Genomic DNA, 15,767 nt, shown 5'->3' with positions numbered 1-15,767 from the left:
CGGCGCGTTCCGCGTTTCCGCCCCACCCGCCCCGTCGAGCGGGCGAAATACCGTGGTCGCCCCGAGCGCCCACCCGGGTGTTCCGCCCGCTCGACGTGCGGGCGTGTTCCCGCGGGCCGCGCCTCCGTCGAGGGGGCGAAATACCGTGGTCGCCCCGAGCGCGCACCCGGGTATTCCGCCCGCTCGACCGTGGACACGGACTGGAGGACCGCCCCTCGTCCGCGCGACTGTCACGCCCGCCTCGTACCCGGATCGACGCCGGGTGAGATCGCAGTCCGTGTCGCCTCGGGTCCACCGAGCCGCCACGGACGGCGACTTCACCGTGGGACGCGCGCCGCGTGCGGCCGAGCGGGCGAAATGCCCGGGTTCGTGTTGGGACCGACACGGGTATTCCGCCCGCTCGAGTCAGGGTCCGCCGCGCACGCACCCACGCCCGTCCGCACGCACGCACGCAGGCAGGCAGGAGCGAGCGCACGCACGAGCACCCGCGCACGCACGCTCGCACGCCCTGATGGCGCCCAGCCCGCGCGTCGGCGGGTGCGGTCAGAGGCGTGCAGCGGCCATCGACGCGGCGATGGCGAGGATCGTGATCGCGAGGATCGTCCATCCGTGGACACGGTGCACGATCGGGTGCGGGGTGACGGTCGCCGGAGGCGGGCCGTCCTGCGGAGCCGCCGCGGGGACGAACGCGAGCACCTCGGCGGCCGCAGCGTCCACGGTCACTGGCACCGAGCCTCCCGGCCGGTCCACGCGCAAACGTGCCGTCGGCCGCGGCGCGATCCAGGTGCGACGGTCGGGTTCGTTCGACTGGATCTCGAGGCCGTACTTCGTCCGCACGCCGGTGACACGGCGCCAGGCGTACGTCGAGGTGCGTCGGACGTCGACGACCACGAGCGCGTCGGGGGTGAGCAGCAGCCGAGGACGCCAGAGCGCAGCCCACGCCACGAACGCGATGAAGATGCTCGGGATCGGCACGAGGAGGACCGACGTGTCACCACGGCTGATGAAGCCGAGGACGAGCAGGACGACGGCGACTGCCCAGAGCACGATGGCCAACGTCCGCATGCCGGGAGCGACGATGCGCGCGGGTTCGGGGCCGGGGGAGTCGCTCACGGCTCCATCGTAGGAGAGGTGCGAGAGTGCCTCCCCGGAACCGTCTGTTGAGCGGGCGTGAAACGCCGTGCGCGTACCAACTGACGACCCGATGTTCCGGGGAGGCAAATCCATGACGGATCTCTCGTACCGTCGATGGTCCCCGACCCCAGTTCGGGTGTCAATACCCCCGACCGAAAGGATCAGGAAACCGACACGCCGATCGAGCGCAAAGTCGATGCGGACGTACCTACCGGACGAGCTGTTCGATCTCCCCGCGGATCACGGAGGCCTTCGGGAACCGAAGCCCGACGAGTCCGATGTGCCGCCAGCGGACGACGCCGTCCGGGCCGACGACGAACACGGACCGTCGGAGTCCGAGCCCCGGCGCGCGGACCCCGTAGTCGCGGATGACGGTGCCCGCGGTGTCGCTGAGGAGCGGGAAGGTGAGCGAGGAGTCGCGGGCGAAGGCCTCGTGCGAGTCGAGCGCCTGCGGGCTGATGCCCCAGACGACGGCACCGAGGTCGTCGAAGTCGTCGAGCTCCTCTTGGTAGCTGCAGAGCTGTGCGGTGCAGACCGGGGTGGCATCGCCCGGGTAGAAGGCGAGGACGATCGTGCGACCGATCTCGGACGACAGGTCGTACTCGTCGTCGGTGCGCACCCCGTCGCGGACGATCATGCCCGGCAGGGTGAAGGTCGGGGCGGGTTCGCCGACCGCGGGGATGCTCATGTGCACAACGTACGGCGCGCGGGGGCAGGGGAGCCCTCGGCGCGCTGCGCGAGGGCTGTGAGTCCTGATGGTTGCTGTCGAAACGGCCAGCGGGGTCGGACGGGTGCTGTCGAAACGGCCAGCGGGGCCGAGCGCTGCTGCGCTCGGCCCCGCTGTGTCGTGTCCGTCGGTGGCTACTTGGTGAAGCCGACCTTCGTCCAGTCGATGTTCTGTGCACCCGCGAACGCGCCGTAGTTGGCGAGCTTCGGGTTCTGTGCGACGAGCGCCGGCTTGGCCGTGATGGGCATCGAGTGCCCGATCGCCCAGACCTGCTTGTCGATCTTGTTCCAGATGACGTTGGCCTTGTCCGAGTCCGGCTCGGAGAGGGCCTGCTTCGTCAGCTTGTCGATCGTGTCGGAGCTGACCCGGCCGTAGTTCTGGCCGACGCTGCCCGACGTGTAGATCGTCGCGCTGCTGGAGTGGAAGCCGGTGCCGCCCCAGACGAAGATCGTCATGTCGTAGTTGCCCGGCGTGACGTACTGCTCGAAGAAGTCGTCCGTCGCGACCGACTTCAGCGTGAGCTTCACACCGACCTCCTTGAGCTGCTGCTGCATGACCTGGGCCAGCTGCTGCGACGTCGGAGCGCCGGAGGGGATGGTGATCGCGATGGAGAGCGTCTTGCCGCCCTTCGATCGGTACGTGCCATCCGTCTTCCAGCCGTCGTCGTCGAGGATCTTCTTCGCCTTCTCGACGTCGAACGTGGCGTTCGGCTTGATGTTCGACTTGTAGCCCTTGTCGGTCGACAGGAACAGGTGGTTGTCGAGGGTGCCGAGCTTGTAGGGCAGCGTGCCACCGATGACCTGCGCCAGCGCGTCGCGGTTCACCGCGTGCTGGATCGCCAGTCGGAGCTGCTTGTCCTTGAGCAGGCCGTTCGTCGAGAAGTCGACGTGCGTGTACTGGGCGGACGTGGACGCGAGGATCTTCGTGTTCTTCGCGTTCTTCACCCGGTCGAAGCGCTCCGACGTCGTCGTGAGGACGGAGTCGATCTCCTTGTTCAGGTAGGCGTCCACGTCGGCGTTGCCGTCGAGCGAGCGGAAGATCACCTGATCGAGCTTCGGCTTGTCACCCCACCAGTTCTCGTCGGGCTTCATCGTGACCGTGCCGGCGGTCTCGTTGAGGTCGGTGATCTTGTACGGGCCGGAGGAGACCGGGACCTTGCCCTTGTAGTTGTTGTTGAACTGGTCCGGCGTGCTCGTCTGGCTGGCCGGGTAGAGCGGGCTGAACAGCGACTTCCAGTCGGAGAACGGTGTGGCGAACTTGACCACGACGTCGCGCTCGGTCGCGCCCTGGGTGACGGAGTCGATGTCCTCGTATCCGGTGGACCCGGCGATCAGGTAGTCCTTGTCCGTGCCGTTGGTGGTCTTCCACTCGTTCTCGAAGTCACGCCAGGTGATCGGCGAGCCGTCGTTCCACTTGGCCTGGTCGTTGATCGTGTACGAGATGGTGAGCGGGTCGTCGCTGGTGACCTCGGCCTTGGACACGTAGTCCGTGTTCAGGGTCGGCGCGCCCTTGTCGTCGATCGTGTAGATGAACGGCATCGTCGCCTGTTCGATCGTCGACGCGTCGACGAGCGGACCGTCGACCTGGTTGTAGTTCCACTGCGACACCCACTGCGAGATCGGCAGACGGAGTGTCCCGCCGTTCTCCAGGTCGGAGACCGGCTGTGCGTTGATCTGTGCCGACGTCGGCAGGGTCTTCTTGCCGGAGTCGCTGGAGCTGTCGTTGCCGGAGCTGCCGGAACCGCCCGAGCAGCCGGTGACGGCGAGTGCGATCCCGGCGAGGGCCGCCGTGACCGCAAGGAATTTCCCGTGCTTCATTCTGTTCCCCTCGTGAAGTTGGGATTCACCTTATGGCCCTCGCGCGGGGGTGGGAGAACATTTCGTGTTCGAACCATCAATCGTTACCCGGCTGGACGGTCCATGTGATCTGCCGGAAACAATCGGGGCCGTAAGGTGGCGGAATGATCCGCTTCCTGGCGCGTCGATTCGTGTACTACGTCGTGCTCGTCTTCATCGCGACCTCGCTGACCTACTTCCTGGCATCGGCGACGTTCAGCCCCCGCTCCGTCTACGCGCAGCGCAACCCGGCGCCGTCGGCGCAGGTCATCGACGCCAAGCTCGACGACATCGGCGTCAACGACAAGACGCCCATCGTCATCCGGTACACGCACTGGCTCGGAGACGTCGTGCACGGCGACCTCGGACAGACGATCCAGGACCGCTCGGTGAACGAGCAGTTCTTCCCGCGGCTGGGCGTCAGCCTCCGTCTGCTGCTGGTCGGGTCGGTCGCCGGCATCGTGCTGGGGGTGCTCGTCGGTGTCTGGAACGCGATCCGGCAGTACCGGTTGTCGGACCGGGTGAGCGCAGCGATATCGATCGTCCTGTTCTCGACGCCCGTGTTCCTGACCGCCGTCTTCCTGAAGATCGGGGCGACGAAGCTGAACCAGGACGCGGGACGCCAGATCATCAACTTCACGGGGGAGGCCACCCCCGGGTTGGACGGGTCCACCTGGACGCTCCTGCTCGACCGCGGTGCGCACCTGCTGCTGCCGACGATCTCGATCGCCGTGGGGCTCATCGCGATCTACAGCCGGTACCAGCGCGCGACGATGCTCGATGTGTTGGGCTCGGACTTCCTCCGCACGGCGCGGGCGAAGGGCCTGACCCGCGGTCGCGCGACGTTCAAGCACGGCCTGCGGACGGCACTGATCCCGATGACGACGTTGTTCGCGTACGGGTTCCTCGGGATCCTGACCGGCGCGACCCTGACCGAGAAGATCTTCGCGTGGAACGGGCTGGGGTCGTGGTTCATCGACGCGGTGAACAACAACGACGTCAACGTGGTGACCGCGTACACCCTGTTCGCGGCGGTGGTCGTCCTGGTCGCAGGGTTCCTGGCCGACGTCGCGACCGCAGCACTCGACCCGCGCGTGCGGAGGAGCTGAGATGACCGACACCCGCATCGAGCCCGTCGACCCGACCCTCGTCGCCCGCAGCGACACCCCGGCACGGGCGACCCGGCAGAACAACCGCCTCGCGCAGACCGTCCGCCGCCTGTTCATGAACCGCGGCGCGGCGATCGGCACCGTCGTGGTGCTGCTGCTCTTCGCCTTCGCGTTCATCGGGCCGCTGGTCAGCCCGTGGCAGTACTCGCAGATCGACTACACCGCGTTCACCCGACCGCCGAGCGCAGCGCACTGGTTCGGCACGAACGGGATCGGTCAGGACGTGTTCGCCCAGACCGCCAGGGGCATGCAGAAGAGCCTGCTCATCGGACTGCTCGTCGCGGTGTTCTCAACGGCCATCGCGGCCATCACCGGGGCCGCCGCCGGGTACTTCGGCGGCTGGGTCGACCGGCTGGTGATGTTCTTCGTGGACATGCTGCTCGTGCTGCCGTCGTTCCTGATCATCGCGATCATCAGCCCGCGCATCCAGAACGCCGGCTGGATCGTCCTGGTGGTCCTCATCACCGTCTTCGGCTGGATGATCACCGCCCGCGTCGTCCGCTCGATGACGCTGTCCGTCAAGGAACGCGAATTCGTCCGCGCCGCCCGCTACATGGGCATCGGACCGTTCCGGATCATCTTCCGGCACGTGCTGCCCAACGTGGCATCGTTCCTGATCATCGACGGCACGATCCAGGTCGCGACCGCGGTGCTCGGGGAGACGACGCTGAGCTACTTCGGCTTCGGTGTGCAGGCGCCCGACGTCTCGCTCGGCACCCTGATCGCCCAGAACCAGGACAACGCGCTGACGAGCCCGTGGCTGTTCTACTTCGCAGCCGGTGCCCTCGTGGTCTTCGCGATCGCCGCGAACCTCATCGGTGACGGGCTGCGGGACGCCCTCGACCCGACGTCGACCACCGGCAAGCGGCAGAAGCGGAACCGTCGTCGCGACCAGAACCAGGCGGCCGTGGACGTCGCCGCGTTGAACACCCAGGCCGGAGCGGGCGCATGAGCACCACCACGACGAACACCGACGAGATCCTCCGCGTCCGCGACCTGCACGTCCGCTTCCCGACCCCTCGGGGCGAGGTGCACGCCGTCCGCGGGGTGGACCTCGAGCTCCGCCGTGGCGAGGTCCTCGGCATCGTCGGCGAGTCCGGCTCGGGCAAGTCGGTCACGAGCATGGCGATCCTCGGCCTGCTCCCGGAGACCACCGTCGTCACCGGCTCGATCGACCTCGACGGGCAGGAGCTCGTCGGTCGCAGCGACCGGCAGATGAGCAAGCTCCGCGGGTCGAAGGTGGCGATGGTCTTCCAGGACCCGCTGTCCGCGTTCACGCCGGTGTACACGATCGGCGAGCAGATCGCCGAGACCGTCCGGATCCACCGCGACGTCACGAAGCAGCAGGCCCGTGAGCGTGCGATCGAGCTCCTGAAGCTCGTGGGCATCCCGCAGGCGGAGAGCCGCGTCGACGCGTTCCCGCACGAGTTCTCCGGCGGCATGCGGCAGCGCGCGATGATCGCGATGGCGATGGCGAACGACCCCGAGGTGATCCTCGCCGACGAGCCCACCACGGCGCTCGACGTGACGATCCAGGCGCAGATCATCGACGTGCTCCGGACCGCGCAGCGGGAGACCGGCGCAGCACTGGTGTTCGTCAGCCACGACCTCGGCGTCATCGCCGGGATCGCCGACCGGATCGCGGTCATGTACGCGGGACGGATCGTGGAGACCGCCAGCGCCGACGAGCTGTTCGCGCGGCCCCGGATGCCGTACACGATCGGCCTCATCGGCGCGCTGCCCAGGCTCGACGAGTCCAGCGGCGGTCCGCTCGTGCCGATCCCCGGATCGCCGCCGTCACTCATCGGGCTGGCCGACGCGTGCCCGTTCGCCGACCGCTGCCCGCTCGCCGCCGAGGCATGTCGGACGTCCGAGCCGGCGCTCGAGGTCCTCGACGTCGCGGCCGGCGTCCCCGGTGAGGCGCCGGTGGACACGAGCGTCCCGCACGCCGCCGCCTGCCACCGCACCGACGAGGTCGCGAAGGCCCACGCCGACGCGGGTGCGATCTTCACGCTGCCGTCGATCGACACCGCCCCGGCCGCGCACGTGCAGCGCGCCGACCGCGACCCCGTCGTCCAGGTCGAGGGGCTCACGAAGACGTTCCCGCTCGTCAAGGGCTCGGTCTTCCGCCGCAAGGTCGGCGAGGTCTACGCCGTCGACGGGGTCGACCTCGACATCCGCCAGGGCGAGACGCTCGGGCTGGTGGGGGAGTCCGGCTCCGGCAAGTCCACGACGCTGCACCAGCTGATGGACCTGGAGCGTCCCGAGGTCGGCACCGTGGAGCTCTTCGGCGCCCCGGTCGACACGAGCAAGTCCGGCACGAAGACCCTCCGCAACCGGATCTCGATGGTGTTCCAGGACCCGGCGGCGAGCCTCGACCCGCGCATGACCGTGTACGACGTCGTGGCAGAACCGCTGCGAGCAGTCGGAGCGAGTGCCGACCGCATCGCCGACCGCGTGCCGGAGCTCATCGAACTCGTCGGACTCCGTTCAGCCGAGGCCGACCGCTACCCGCACGAGTTCTCCGGCGGCCAGCGGCAGCGCATCTCGATCGCCAGGGCGCTCGCCACCGAGCCGGAGCTGATCGTCCTCGACGAGCCGGTCTCCGCACTCGACGTCTCGATCCAGGCCGGCGTGCTGAACCTGCTCGCCGAGCTCAAGGCGCGCCTCGGCCTGTCGTACCTGTTCGTCTCGCACGACCTGTCGGTGATCCGGCACGTCGCGGACCGCGTCAGCGTCATGTACCTCGGCCGAACGGTGGAAGAGGGCGCGGTGGACGAGGTCTTCGAACGCCCGATGCACCCCTACACGGCGGCGCTGATGTCGGCGGTGCCGGTGCCCGACCCGGTGATCGAGCGCAGCCGGACGACGATCCTGCTCCCCGGTGACCCGCCGAGTCCCACCGAGCGTCGGACCGGCTGCCGGTTCCGGTCGCGCTGCCCGCTGTACGCGATGCTCCCGGACGCGCAGAAGTCGCGCTGCGAGGACGAGGTCCCCGAGAAGACGTCGCACCGCGGTGCGTCGGTCGACCACCGCGCGGCGTGCCACTACCCGGACCAGGTGGCGACGCTGACCGCGTAGCCGCCGACACTCGATCGAGTGCGCAGAAGACGGGCTCACGGACGCGCCCGGGTCCCGCCTTCTGCGCACTCGTCCGTCGGCCGCTCCTGACCAGGTGCCGGACGGGAGGCTCGGTGCCGGACGCGCACCGAGCCTCCCGTCCGCCGCGTGGTCGCCGGCGGCGACTACCGGAACAGCGCCGGGAACGCGTGCGCCACCCAGGGGTACCCGACGAAGACGGCTGCGTCGAGGATGCAGTGCGTCACGATGAGGGGCATGAGCCGGCCCCACTTCGTGTAGATCCACCCGAACGCGATGCCCATCACGGCGTTCCCCACGAACGCACCGAAGCCCTGGTACAGGTGGTAGCTGCCGCGCAGCAGTGCGGTGGACAGGATGATCTGCCAGCGCCCCCACCCGATCTCGCCGAGGCGCGCGTACAGGTACCCGATGACGATGACCTCCTCCTGCAGCCCCGAGCGGATCGCGGAGAGGAGCAGGACGGGGATCGTCCACCAGTACGAGTCGAGTGCAGCGGGGTTCACGTTCACCGTGAACCCGAGCGCACGGCCCGTGAAGTACAGCGCGAGCCCCGGGATCCCGATGCCGAGCGCGATGAGGACGGGGACGCCGATGTCGGAGCCGGCCCGGAACCGGTCGATGCCCAGGCGCGACAGGTGTGGTCGGGTGGTGCTCCAGAGCAGGTAGCAGACCAGCGCGACCGGGGCCAGGTCCACCGCGATGCCGACGAGCTGCCTCGCGAGGTCGACGTACTGCACCGTGGTCGTCGACGTGTTGAGCGCCGTGGACTGCTGCCCGAGCGGAGTGGTCTGCGACAGGTCGTCGATGATCTGCAGCACCGAGTAGAGCGCGCTGCCGCCCAACGAGAGCATCAGGACGATCGTGATCTCGACCCACGTTCGCCGTCGGCTCATGTGCTGTACTCCTGCCACTTGCGAACTACCGGTAGACTGGTGTGTCGGGCGTTCTGCCCGCGGGTGCGGTGTCGTGACGACGTCGGCCCGACACTCTCCCAGAAATTGAAGGATGTCCTGTATGGCGCTCGCCACCCGGTCCGACCTGCGCAACGTCGCCATCGTGGCACACGTCGACCACGGCAAGACCACGCTCGTCGACGCGATGCTCACGCAGACCAACTCGTTCGACGCCCACTTCGAGGGCGAAGACCGGATGATGGACTCGAACGACCTCGAGCGCGAGAAGGGCATCACCATCCTCGCGAAGAACACCTCGGTGCTCTACAACGGGAAGCACGCGACCGAGTTCGGCTCCGACGGCCCCATCACCATCAACGTGATCGACACCCCCGGCCACGCCGACTTCGGTGGCGAGGTCGAGCGCGGCCTGTCCATGGTCGACGGTGTCGTGCTGCTCGTCGACGCGTCGGAGGGCCCGCTGCCCCAGACCCGCTTCGTGCTCCGCAAGGCGCTCGCCGCGAAGCTCCCGGTGATCCTGCTCGTCAACAAGACGGACCGCCCCGACTCCCGCATCGACGAGGTCGTCTCCGAGTCGCAGGACCTGCTCCTCGGTCTCGCGTCCGACCTCTCGGACGAGGTCGACGACCTCGACCTCGACGCGATCCTCGACGTCCCCGTGGTCTACGCCTCGGGTCGTGCCGGCGCCGCCAGCCGCAACAAGCCGGCCGACGGCTCGCTGCCCGACAACGACGACCTCGAGCCGCTCTTCGAAGCGATCCTCCAGCACGTCCCGGCCCCGAAGTACGACGACGAGCACCCGCTGCAGGCGCACGTCACGAACCTCGACGCGTCGCCGTTCCTCGGCCGCCTCGCGCTGCTGCGCATCTTCCACGGCACGATGAAGAAGGGCCAGACGGTCGCGTGGGTCAAGCACGACGGCACCGTCCAGAACGCCCGCATCACCGAGCTCCTCATCACCAAGGCGCTCGACCGCTACCCGGCCGAGTCCGCCGGTCCCGGTGACATCGTCGCCGTCGCCGGCTTCGACACGATCACCATCGGTGAGACCCTGACCGACCCCGAGGACGTCCGCCCACTGCCGACCATCACGGTCGACGACCCGGCGATCTCGATGACCATCGGGACCAACACGAGCCCGCTCGTCGGCAAGGTCAAGGGCCACAAGCTCACCGCGCGCATGGTCAAGAACCGGCTCGACAGCGAACTCGTCGGCAACGTCTCGCTCAAGGTGCTCGACATCGGCCGCCCCGACGCGTGGGAGGTCCAGGGTCGCGGCGAGCTCGCACTGGCCATCCTCGTCGAGCAGATGCGTCGAGAGGGCTTCGAGCTCACGGTCGGCAAGCCGCAGGTCGTCACCAAGCGTGACGAGAACGGCAAGCTCCAGGAGCCGTACGAGCACATGACGATCGACACGCCGGAGGAGCACCTCGGCGCGATCACGCAGCTCATGGCCGCGCGCAAGGGTCGCATGGAGAACATGACGAACCACGGCACCGGCTGGATCCGCATGGAGTTCATCGTGCCGTCGCGTGGCCTCATCGGCTTCCGCACGTCGTTCCTCACCGAGACCCGCGGCACCGGCATCGCCAACGCGATCTCGCACGGCTACGCCGAGTGGGCCGGCCCGATCCAGACCCGCATCAACGGCTCGATCGTGTCCGACCGCTCCGGTGTCGTCACGCCGTTCGCCATCACGAACCTCCAGGAGCGGATGACGTTCTTCGTCAACCCCACCGAAGAGGTCTACGAGGGCATGGTCATCGGCGAGAACTCGCGAGCCGACGACATGGACGTGAACATCACGAAGGAGAAGAAGCTGACGAACATGCGTTCGGCGAACGCCGACTCCTTCGAGTCGATGACGCCGTCGCGCCAGCTCTCCCTCGAGGAGTGCCTGGAGTTCGCCCGCGAGGACGAGTGCGTCGAGGTCACCCCCGACGCCGTGCGCATCCGCAAGGTCGAGCTCGACGCACAGGCCCGGCAGCGCGCGTACGCCCGCCTGAAGCGTCAGGACGCCTAAGCACCCGCGCACAGTGCACGAGGAGGTCGAGGGATACGGTTGATGCCGTGACTCTCGACCTCCTCTCGCTGTACCAGGACCTCCACGCCCACCCGGAACTCGGCTTCCAGGAGCACCGCACCGCCGGTGTCGTCTCCGCGAAACTGCACGAGCTGGGCGGTGTCGACGTGACCGAGGGCGTCGGCGGCACCGGCGTCGTCGGGGTCCTGTCGAACGGCGACGGTCCGGTCATCTGGCTCCGTGCCGACATGGACGGCCTGCCGGTGGAGGAGCGCACGGGCCTGCCGTACGCGAGCACCCACCGCGGCACCGACGAGACCGGCGCCGACGTCCCGACGATGCACGCCTGCGGTCACGACATCCACGTCACGTGGCTCCTCGGCACGCTCGAGCGCCTCACCGCGACGAAGGCCGACTGGTCCGGCACCGTCGTCGCCGTGTTCCAGCCCGCCGAAGAGGTCATCTCCGGTGCCCGGGCGATGGTCGACGACGGCCTCGTCGAGCGATTCCCGAAGCCCTCGATCGTGCTCGGCCAGCACTCGGCACCCGCCCCGGTCGGCATGGTCGCCGTCGGTGCCGGCGCGGTGATGGCGTCGAGCGACCGGTTCGCCGTCACCTTCAACGGCCGCGGGGCCCACGGCTCGGCTCCGCAGTCCTCGCTCGACCCCGTCGTCACGGCGGCGTCGGCGGTCGTGCGGCTGCAGACGATCGTCTCCCGCGAGACCTCCCCGAGCGACGCGGGTGTCGTGACCGTCGGGAGCTTCCACGCCGGCAGCCGGGCGAACATCATCCCCGACAAGGCGGTCATCGAGATCTCGACGCGGGCGCGCAACGAGGAGACCCGCGGCCGCATCATCGACTCGATCGAGCGCATCGTCCGTGCCGAGAGCCAGGCCGGTGGCCTGCCCGAGCCGACGATCGAGCGGTTCTCGGGTGCCGACGTCCTCGTGAACGACCCGGAGCAAGCCGCGAAGGTCCTCGATGCCCTCCGTCCGGCGGTCCCGAACGCCGTCGACCTGGACTCCGGCCTCGCGATGGCGTCGGAAGACGTCGGGCAGCTCGCCACGGCTGCTGGCGTGCCGATCGTGTACTGGTTCACGGGCATCACCGACCCGGAGCTGTTCCGTCGCGGCGAGGACATCCCGAGCAACCACTCGCCGTTCTACGCGCCGCAGGCGGAGACCGCGATCCCGGTGGGCGTCGACGCGCTCGTCGCGGCCGCGCGCGCCTACCTGCGCTGACGCGCGTTCCTTCCCACATTGCCCGCATTGGGAAGCGGTTTCGCGCGTAGGGAGTCGAAAGAACTGACCCCCTACGCGCGTTCCGACCTCCTGCGCGTGTTCCGACCCAGCAGCGGACCGGACGGGAGGCTCGGGTCGCGCCCGGCAGGGAGGTGAGACTCCCAGGGAACTCGCGCCGGGCCTCCTGCCTGGTTCGTTACTGTCGCCGCATGCGCAACGCCATCCGCACCCCGCTCGTGGCCGCCGTGGCGGCCGGCATCGCCCTGGCCGGGCTCACCGGCTGCTCCTCGGACACCTTGAAGCAGGCGACGGACCTCGGGTCCTCGGTGGCCTCGGACGTCAGCGAGCACGTGCAGGGCATCGACGGCTCCGCGATCGAGCAGGGCATGTCGAACATCGCCGGCGGCATCGACGGCGCGCTCGACACCGCGCTGAAGGGCGCGAACGTGACCTCGGACGGCAAGGTCCCCGAGGGGTTCCCGACCGCAGCGGTGCCGCTCGTGGACGGGACGGTACTCGGCGGTGGGACCGGTCCGAACGGGTCCGGCTGGGTGGTGCAGGTGCAGGCCGCAGGGGTCGACGACTTCGCCGCGGCCGCGCAGCAGCTCACCGACGCCGGGTTCACCGAGTCGGCGAAGCGGTCGGACACGTCGAGTGCGTTCGGGATCTTCCGGAGCGACGACCACCGGATCGTCCTGACCTTCTCGAAGTCGGACGCCGGGGCGACCGCGACGTACATCGTCACCCCGCGCTAGGCAGGCCTCGTCCGGCCACGGTCCCGTACGCTTGGACCCGATGTCGAAGGCCACCGCGACGCGCCCCGAGCGTGTCCTCATCGTGCACGCCCACCCCGACGACGAGACCCTGTCGTCCGGTGGCACCATCGCGACGCTCCTCGAGCTCGGGTCCGAGGTCACCGTGCTCACGGCGACCAGGGGCGAGCGCGGCGAGATGCTCACGCCGGAGTTGGCGCCGCTCTTCGGTGACGCGCCGCGCGTCGCCGCCCACCGTGAGACCGAGATCGCGGCGGCACTCGCCGCCCTCGGGGGACCTGCACACCTCTGGCTCGGCGGACCCGGTGCCCGACCGACCGACCTGCCCGAGCGCCGCTACACGGACTCCGGCATGCAGTGGGGAGCGGACGGGCGAGCGGTCGCCGCGGACGACGCCCCCGCTGATTCCCTGACGATGGCCGACCTCGGCGAGGTCGTCGACGACGTCCGCGCCGCGATCCGCTCCACGGCGGCGGACGCGGTCATCAGCTACGCCGACGACGGCGGGTACGGACATCCGGACCACGTGCGGGTGCACCACGCGGCGAAGTACGCGGCGAAGGCCGAGGACGTCCCGTTCTCGATGATCGTCGACCCGGGATCCGGTGAAGCGGACCTGACCGTGGACGTGCTCCCGGTCCGGGCGAAGGTCCGTGCGGCGGTCGAGCAGTACCGCTCCCAGGTCACCGTCGACCCCGTCGATCCCGCCGACCCGCTCGCGCTGTCGTGGGTGATGCCGCACGGTGCGCGTCACCAGGCTCCGGCGACCGAGGCCTTCCGGCACGACGCACCTCCGTCGGCGCCCGCCCCCGAGACGTACGCCGAGATGACCCCTGCCGGGAAGGCGACCGCGGTCGTCGTGTCGCTCGTGGTCGGGCTCCTCGCCGGCGGACTCGGCACGATCACCCACCAGCAGACCCTCGCTGCCTTCCCGATCGGCATCGTCCTGACGACGTTGATCGTCGTCGGGCTGACGGTCGGCGTGCGGCTGTTGTACCGGTCGCGGGCGATGGTCGCGGCGATCGGCATCGGGGTCATCGTCGCGACGCAGGTGCTGGTCTCGGTCGGCGGGCAGAGTTCCCCGCTCGTGCTCGCGAACACCGCCGGGTACGTGTGGACGTTCGGGCCGGCGATCGTCGCCATGCTGGCGCTCGCGTGGCCCGACCTGTCCGGTGCGCGCGCCGCCGCCGACGCCCGTGTCGACGCCGACGGCCCGCGGTCAGGGACGCCGGCCGCCCGCGAGTAGACTCGAAGCGCTCAGTTCGAAGGGAGCAACCCGACCGTGACCTACGTGATCGCCCAGCCCTGTGTCGACGTCAAGGACCGCGCGTGCATCGACGAATGCCCCGTCGACTGCATCTACGAGGGCGATCGCTCGCTGTACATCCACCCGGATGAATGCGTGGACTGCGGCGCCTGCGAACCCGTCTGCCCGGTCGAGGCGATCTACTACGAGGACGACCTCCCGGACGAGTGGGCCGACTACTACAAGGCCAACGTCGAGTTCTTCGACGAGGTGGGCTCCCCGGGCGGTGCCGCCAAGGTCGGGGTGATCCACAAGGACCACCCGGTCGTCATGGCCGAACCGCCGCGCGGCTGAACGACACGCACGTGGCACTCGACCTCCCCGACTTCCCCTGGGACCAGCTCGTCCCGTTCAAGCAGCGCGCGGCCGAGTACGAGGGCGGCATCGTCGACCTCAGCGTCGGTTCCCCCGTCGACCCGACCCCCGCGGTCATCCGGAGGGCGCTGTCCGACGCAACGGACGCGCACGCCTACCCGCAGGTGGCCGGGACGCCTGCGCTCCGCCAGGCGATCGCCGACTGGTACGGCCGCCGCCACGGCGTGCAGCTGACCGAGGACCAGACGCTGCCGACGATCGGTTCGAAGGAGTTCATCGCCGGACTCGCGCTCTGGCTCGGCATCGGGCCAGGTGACACCGTCGTGTTCCCCGCCGCCGCGTACCCGACGTACGAGCTCGGCGCGGCGCTCGTCGGTGCCACGGCCCTGGCGTCGGACGACCCCGCCGCGTGGCCGGAGGGCACGAAGCTCGTCTGGTTGAACTCCCCGGGCAACCCAGACGGGCGGGTGCTCTCGATCGAGGAGCTCCGCGTCGCCGTCGCCCGCGCCCGTGCCCTCGGCGCCGTGATCGTCGGGGACGAGTGCTACGCCGAACTCGGCTGGGAAGCCCCCTTCGACCAGCAGCCGACCCCGACGATCCTCGACCCGCGCGTCGTCGGCGACTCCGTCGACGGCGTGCTCAGCGTGTACTCCCTGTCGAAGCAGTCCAACCTGGCCGGCTACCGGGCCGCCTTCGTCGCCGGCGACGCCGCGGTGCTGGCCGAGGTCCTGGCCGTCCGGAAGCACACCGGCATGATGCCGCCACTGCCCGTGCAGCAGGCGATGATCGTCGCGCTCGAGGACCAGACGCACGTGCAGCAGCAGAAGGCGCTGTACCGTGCCCGTCGCGGCATGCTCCGACGTGCGCTCGAGGGCGCCGGCTTCCGCGTCGACCACAGCGAGGCGGGCCTGTACCTCTGGGCGACCAGGGGCGAACCGGCACTCGACACGGTGGCGTGGCTGGCGGAGCGGGGCATCCTCGTCGCCCCGGGGACCTTCTACGGCGCGGCCGGCGGCGAGCACGTCCGTGTCGCCCTCACCGCGACGGACGAGCGGATCGCAGCGGCGGCCCAGCGGCTGACGAGCGGCCGACGCGTGGCTTCGGCGTAGGCGACCGGGGCGGCGACCCGGCCGCAATTCGTGAGTCCCACCAAGTTCCGAGGCTCTGGGTGTGCGCGAGCGACAGACGGCGCGATTAGGCTGTTCTCGTGACTGACACTGCCAATGAC

The 15,767-nt window shown here is 69.4% G+C and carries 13 protein-coding genes; 9 read left to right on the top strand and 4 right to left on the bottom strand.

All coding sequences use genetic code 11. The features are described 5' to 3' along the window. Positions 1-543 precede the first annotated feature (543 nt). The 3 genes from ACEN9V_RS06185 to ACEN9V_RS06175 all read right to left on the bottom strand — a co-directional run bounded on the left by ACEN9V_RS06185 (position 544) and on the right by ACEN9V_RS06175 (position 3,678). On the bottom strand, positions 544-1,113 hold the full coding sequence (locus ACEN9V_RS06185; protein WP_413602557.1) for a PH domain-containing protein: 570 nt from the start codon (positions 1,111-1,113) through the stop codon (positions 544-546). 229 nt (positions 1,114-1,342) lie between these two features. Further along, the gene (locus ACEN9V_RS06180) at positions 1,343-1,822 is read right to left on the bottom strand and encodes a peroxiredoxin (RefSeq protein ID WP_413602556.1); all 480 of its coding nucleotides are present in this window, start codon (positions 1,820-1,822) and stop codon (positions 1,343-1,345) included. Between the two features lie 173 nt (positions 1,823-1,995). Next, the gene (locus ACEN9V_RS06175; RefSeq protein WP_413602555.1) at positions 1,996-3,678 is read right to left on the bottom strand and encodes an ABC transporter family substrate-binding protein; all 1,683 of its coding nucleotides are present in this window, start codon (positions 3,676-3,678) and stop codon (positions 1,996-1,998) included. A gap of 143 nt (positions 3,679-3,821) precedes the next feature. Here ACEN9V_RS06175 and ACEN9V_RS06170 point away from each other — a divergent pair, with 143 nt between their 5' ends. From ACEN9V_RS06170 to ACEN9V_RS06160, 3 genes are read left to right on the top strand one after another with little or no spacing between them, the layout of a single operon-like run. Then, positions 3,822-4,805 (top strand): ABC transporter permease, encoded by a 984-nt coding sequence (locus ACEN9V_RS06170; protein WP_402729085.1) that lies wholly within the window; start codon positions 3,822-3,824, stop codon positions 4,803-4,805. 1 nt (position 4,806) lies between these two features. Further along, positions 4,807-5,817: an ABC transporter permease gene (locus ACEN9V_RS06165; RefSeq protein ID WP_413602554.1), complete on the top strand. Its 1,011-nt coding sequence runs from the start codon at positions 4,807-4,809 to the stop codon at positions 5,815-5,817. Then, complete coding sequence (locus ACEN9V_RS06160) at positions 5,814-7,946, top strand: dipeptide ABC transporter ATP-binding protein (RefSeq protein ID WP_413602553.1); 2,133 nt, start codon at positions 5,814-5,816, stop codon at positions 7,944-7,946. Before ACEN9V_RS06165 ends, ACEN9V_RS06160 begins: the two co-directional genes overlap by 4 nt. Positions 7,947-8,110: 164 nt before the next feature. Here ACEN9V_RS06160 and ACEN9V_RS06155 read toward each other — a convergent pair whose 3' ends face one another. Continuing rightward, positions 8,111-8,860, bottom strand: a complete 750-nt coding sequence (locus tag ACEN9V_RS06155) for a CPBP family intramembrane glutamic endopeptidase (RefSeq protein WP_413602552.1) — start codon at positions 8,858-8,860, stop codon at positions 8,111-8,113. A 121-nt stretch (positions 8,861-8,981) separates the two neighbouring features. On the opposite strand from ACEN9V_RS06155, the gene typA reads away from it, so the two are divergent. The 6 genes from typA (at position 8,982) to dapC (ending at position 15,648) form a co-directional block, all read left to right on the top strand. Then, the gene (typA, locus tag ACEN9V_RS06150) at positions 8,982-10,904 is read left to right on the top strand and encodes a translational GTPase TypA (protein WP_281267197.1); all 1,923 of its coding nucleotides are present in this window, start codon (positions 8,982-8,984) and stop codon (positions 10,902-10,904) included. 47 nt (positions 10,905-10,951) lie between these two features. Beyond that, complete coding sequence (locus ACEN9V_RS06145) at positions 10,952-12,145, top strand: amidohydrolase (RefSeq protein WP_413602551.1); 1,194 nt, start codon at positions 10,952-10,954, stop codon at positions 12,143-12,145. A gap of 209 nt (positions 12,146-12,354) precedes the next feature. Continuing rightward, positions 12,355-12,900: a hypothetical protein gene (locus tag ACEN9V_RS06140; RefSeq protein ID WP_413602550.1), complete on the top strand. Its 546-nt coding sequence runs from the start codon at positions 12,355-12,357 to the stop codon at positions 12,898-12,900. A gap of 40 nt (positions 12,901-12,940) precedes the next feature. Next, positions 12,941-14,164 (top strand): PIG-L family deacetylase, encoded by a 1,224-nt coding sequence (locus ACEN9V_RS06135; RefSeq protein WP_413602549.1) that lies wholly within the window; start codon positions 12,941-12,943, stop codon positions 14,162-14,164. A gap of 36 nt (positions 14,165-14,200) precedes the next feature. After that, positions 14,201-14,518 carry a ferredoxin gene (fdxA, locus tag ACEN9V_RS06130; RefSeq protein WP_281267201.1) on the top strand — a complete coding sequence of 106 codons (318 nt, stop codon included), beginning with the start codon at positions 14,201-14,203 and terminating at the stop codon, positions 14,516-14,518. An 11-nt stretch (positions 14,519-14,529) separates the two neighbouring features. Beyond that, positions 14,530-15,648 (top strand): succinyldiaminopimelate transaminase, encoded by a 1,119-nt coding sequence (gene dapC / locus ACEN9V_RS06125; protein ID WP_413602548.1) that lies wholly within the window; start codon positions 14,530-14,532, stop codon positions 15,646-15,648. The last annotated feature ends 119 nt before the right edge of the window (positions 15,649-15,767 follow it).

Source organism: Curtobacterium sp. Curtsp57 (genome assembly GCF_047324335.1).
In the GTDB taxonomy this organism is placed as follows: Bacteria; Actinomycetota; Actinomycetes; order Actinomycetales; family Microbacteriaceae; genus Curtobacterium.
Note: the sequence above shows the minus strand (reverse complement) of the source record. Positions and strands in the feature narration are given on the sequence as shown.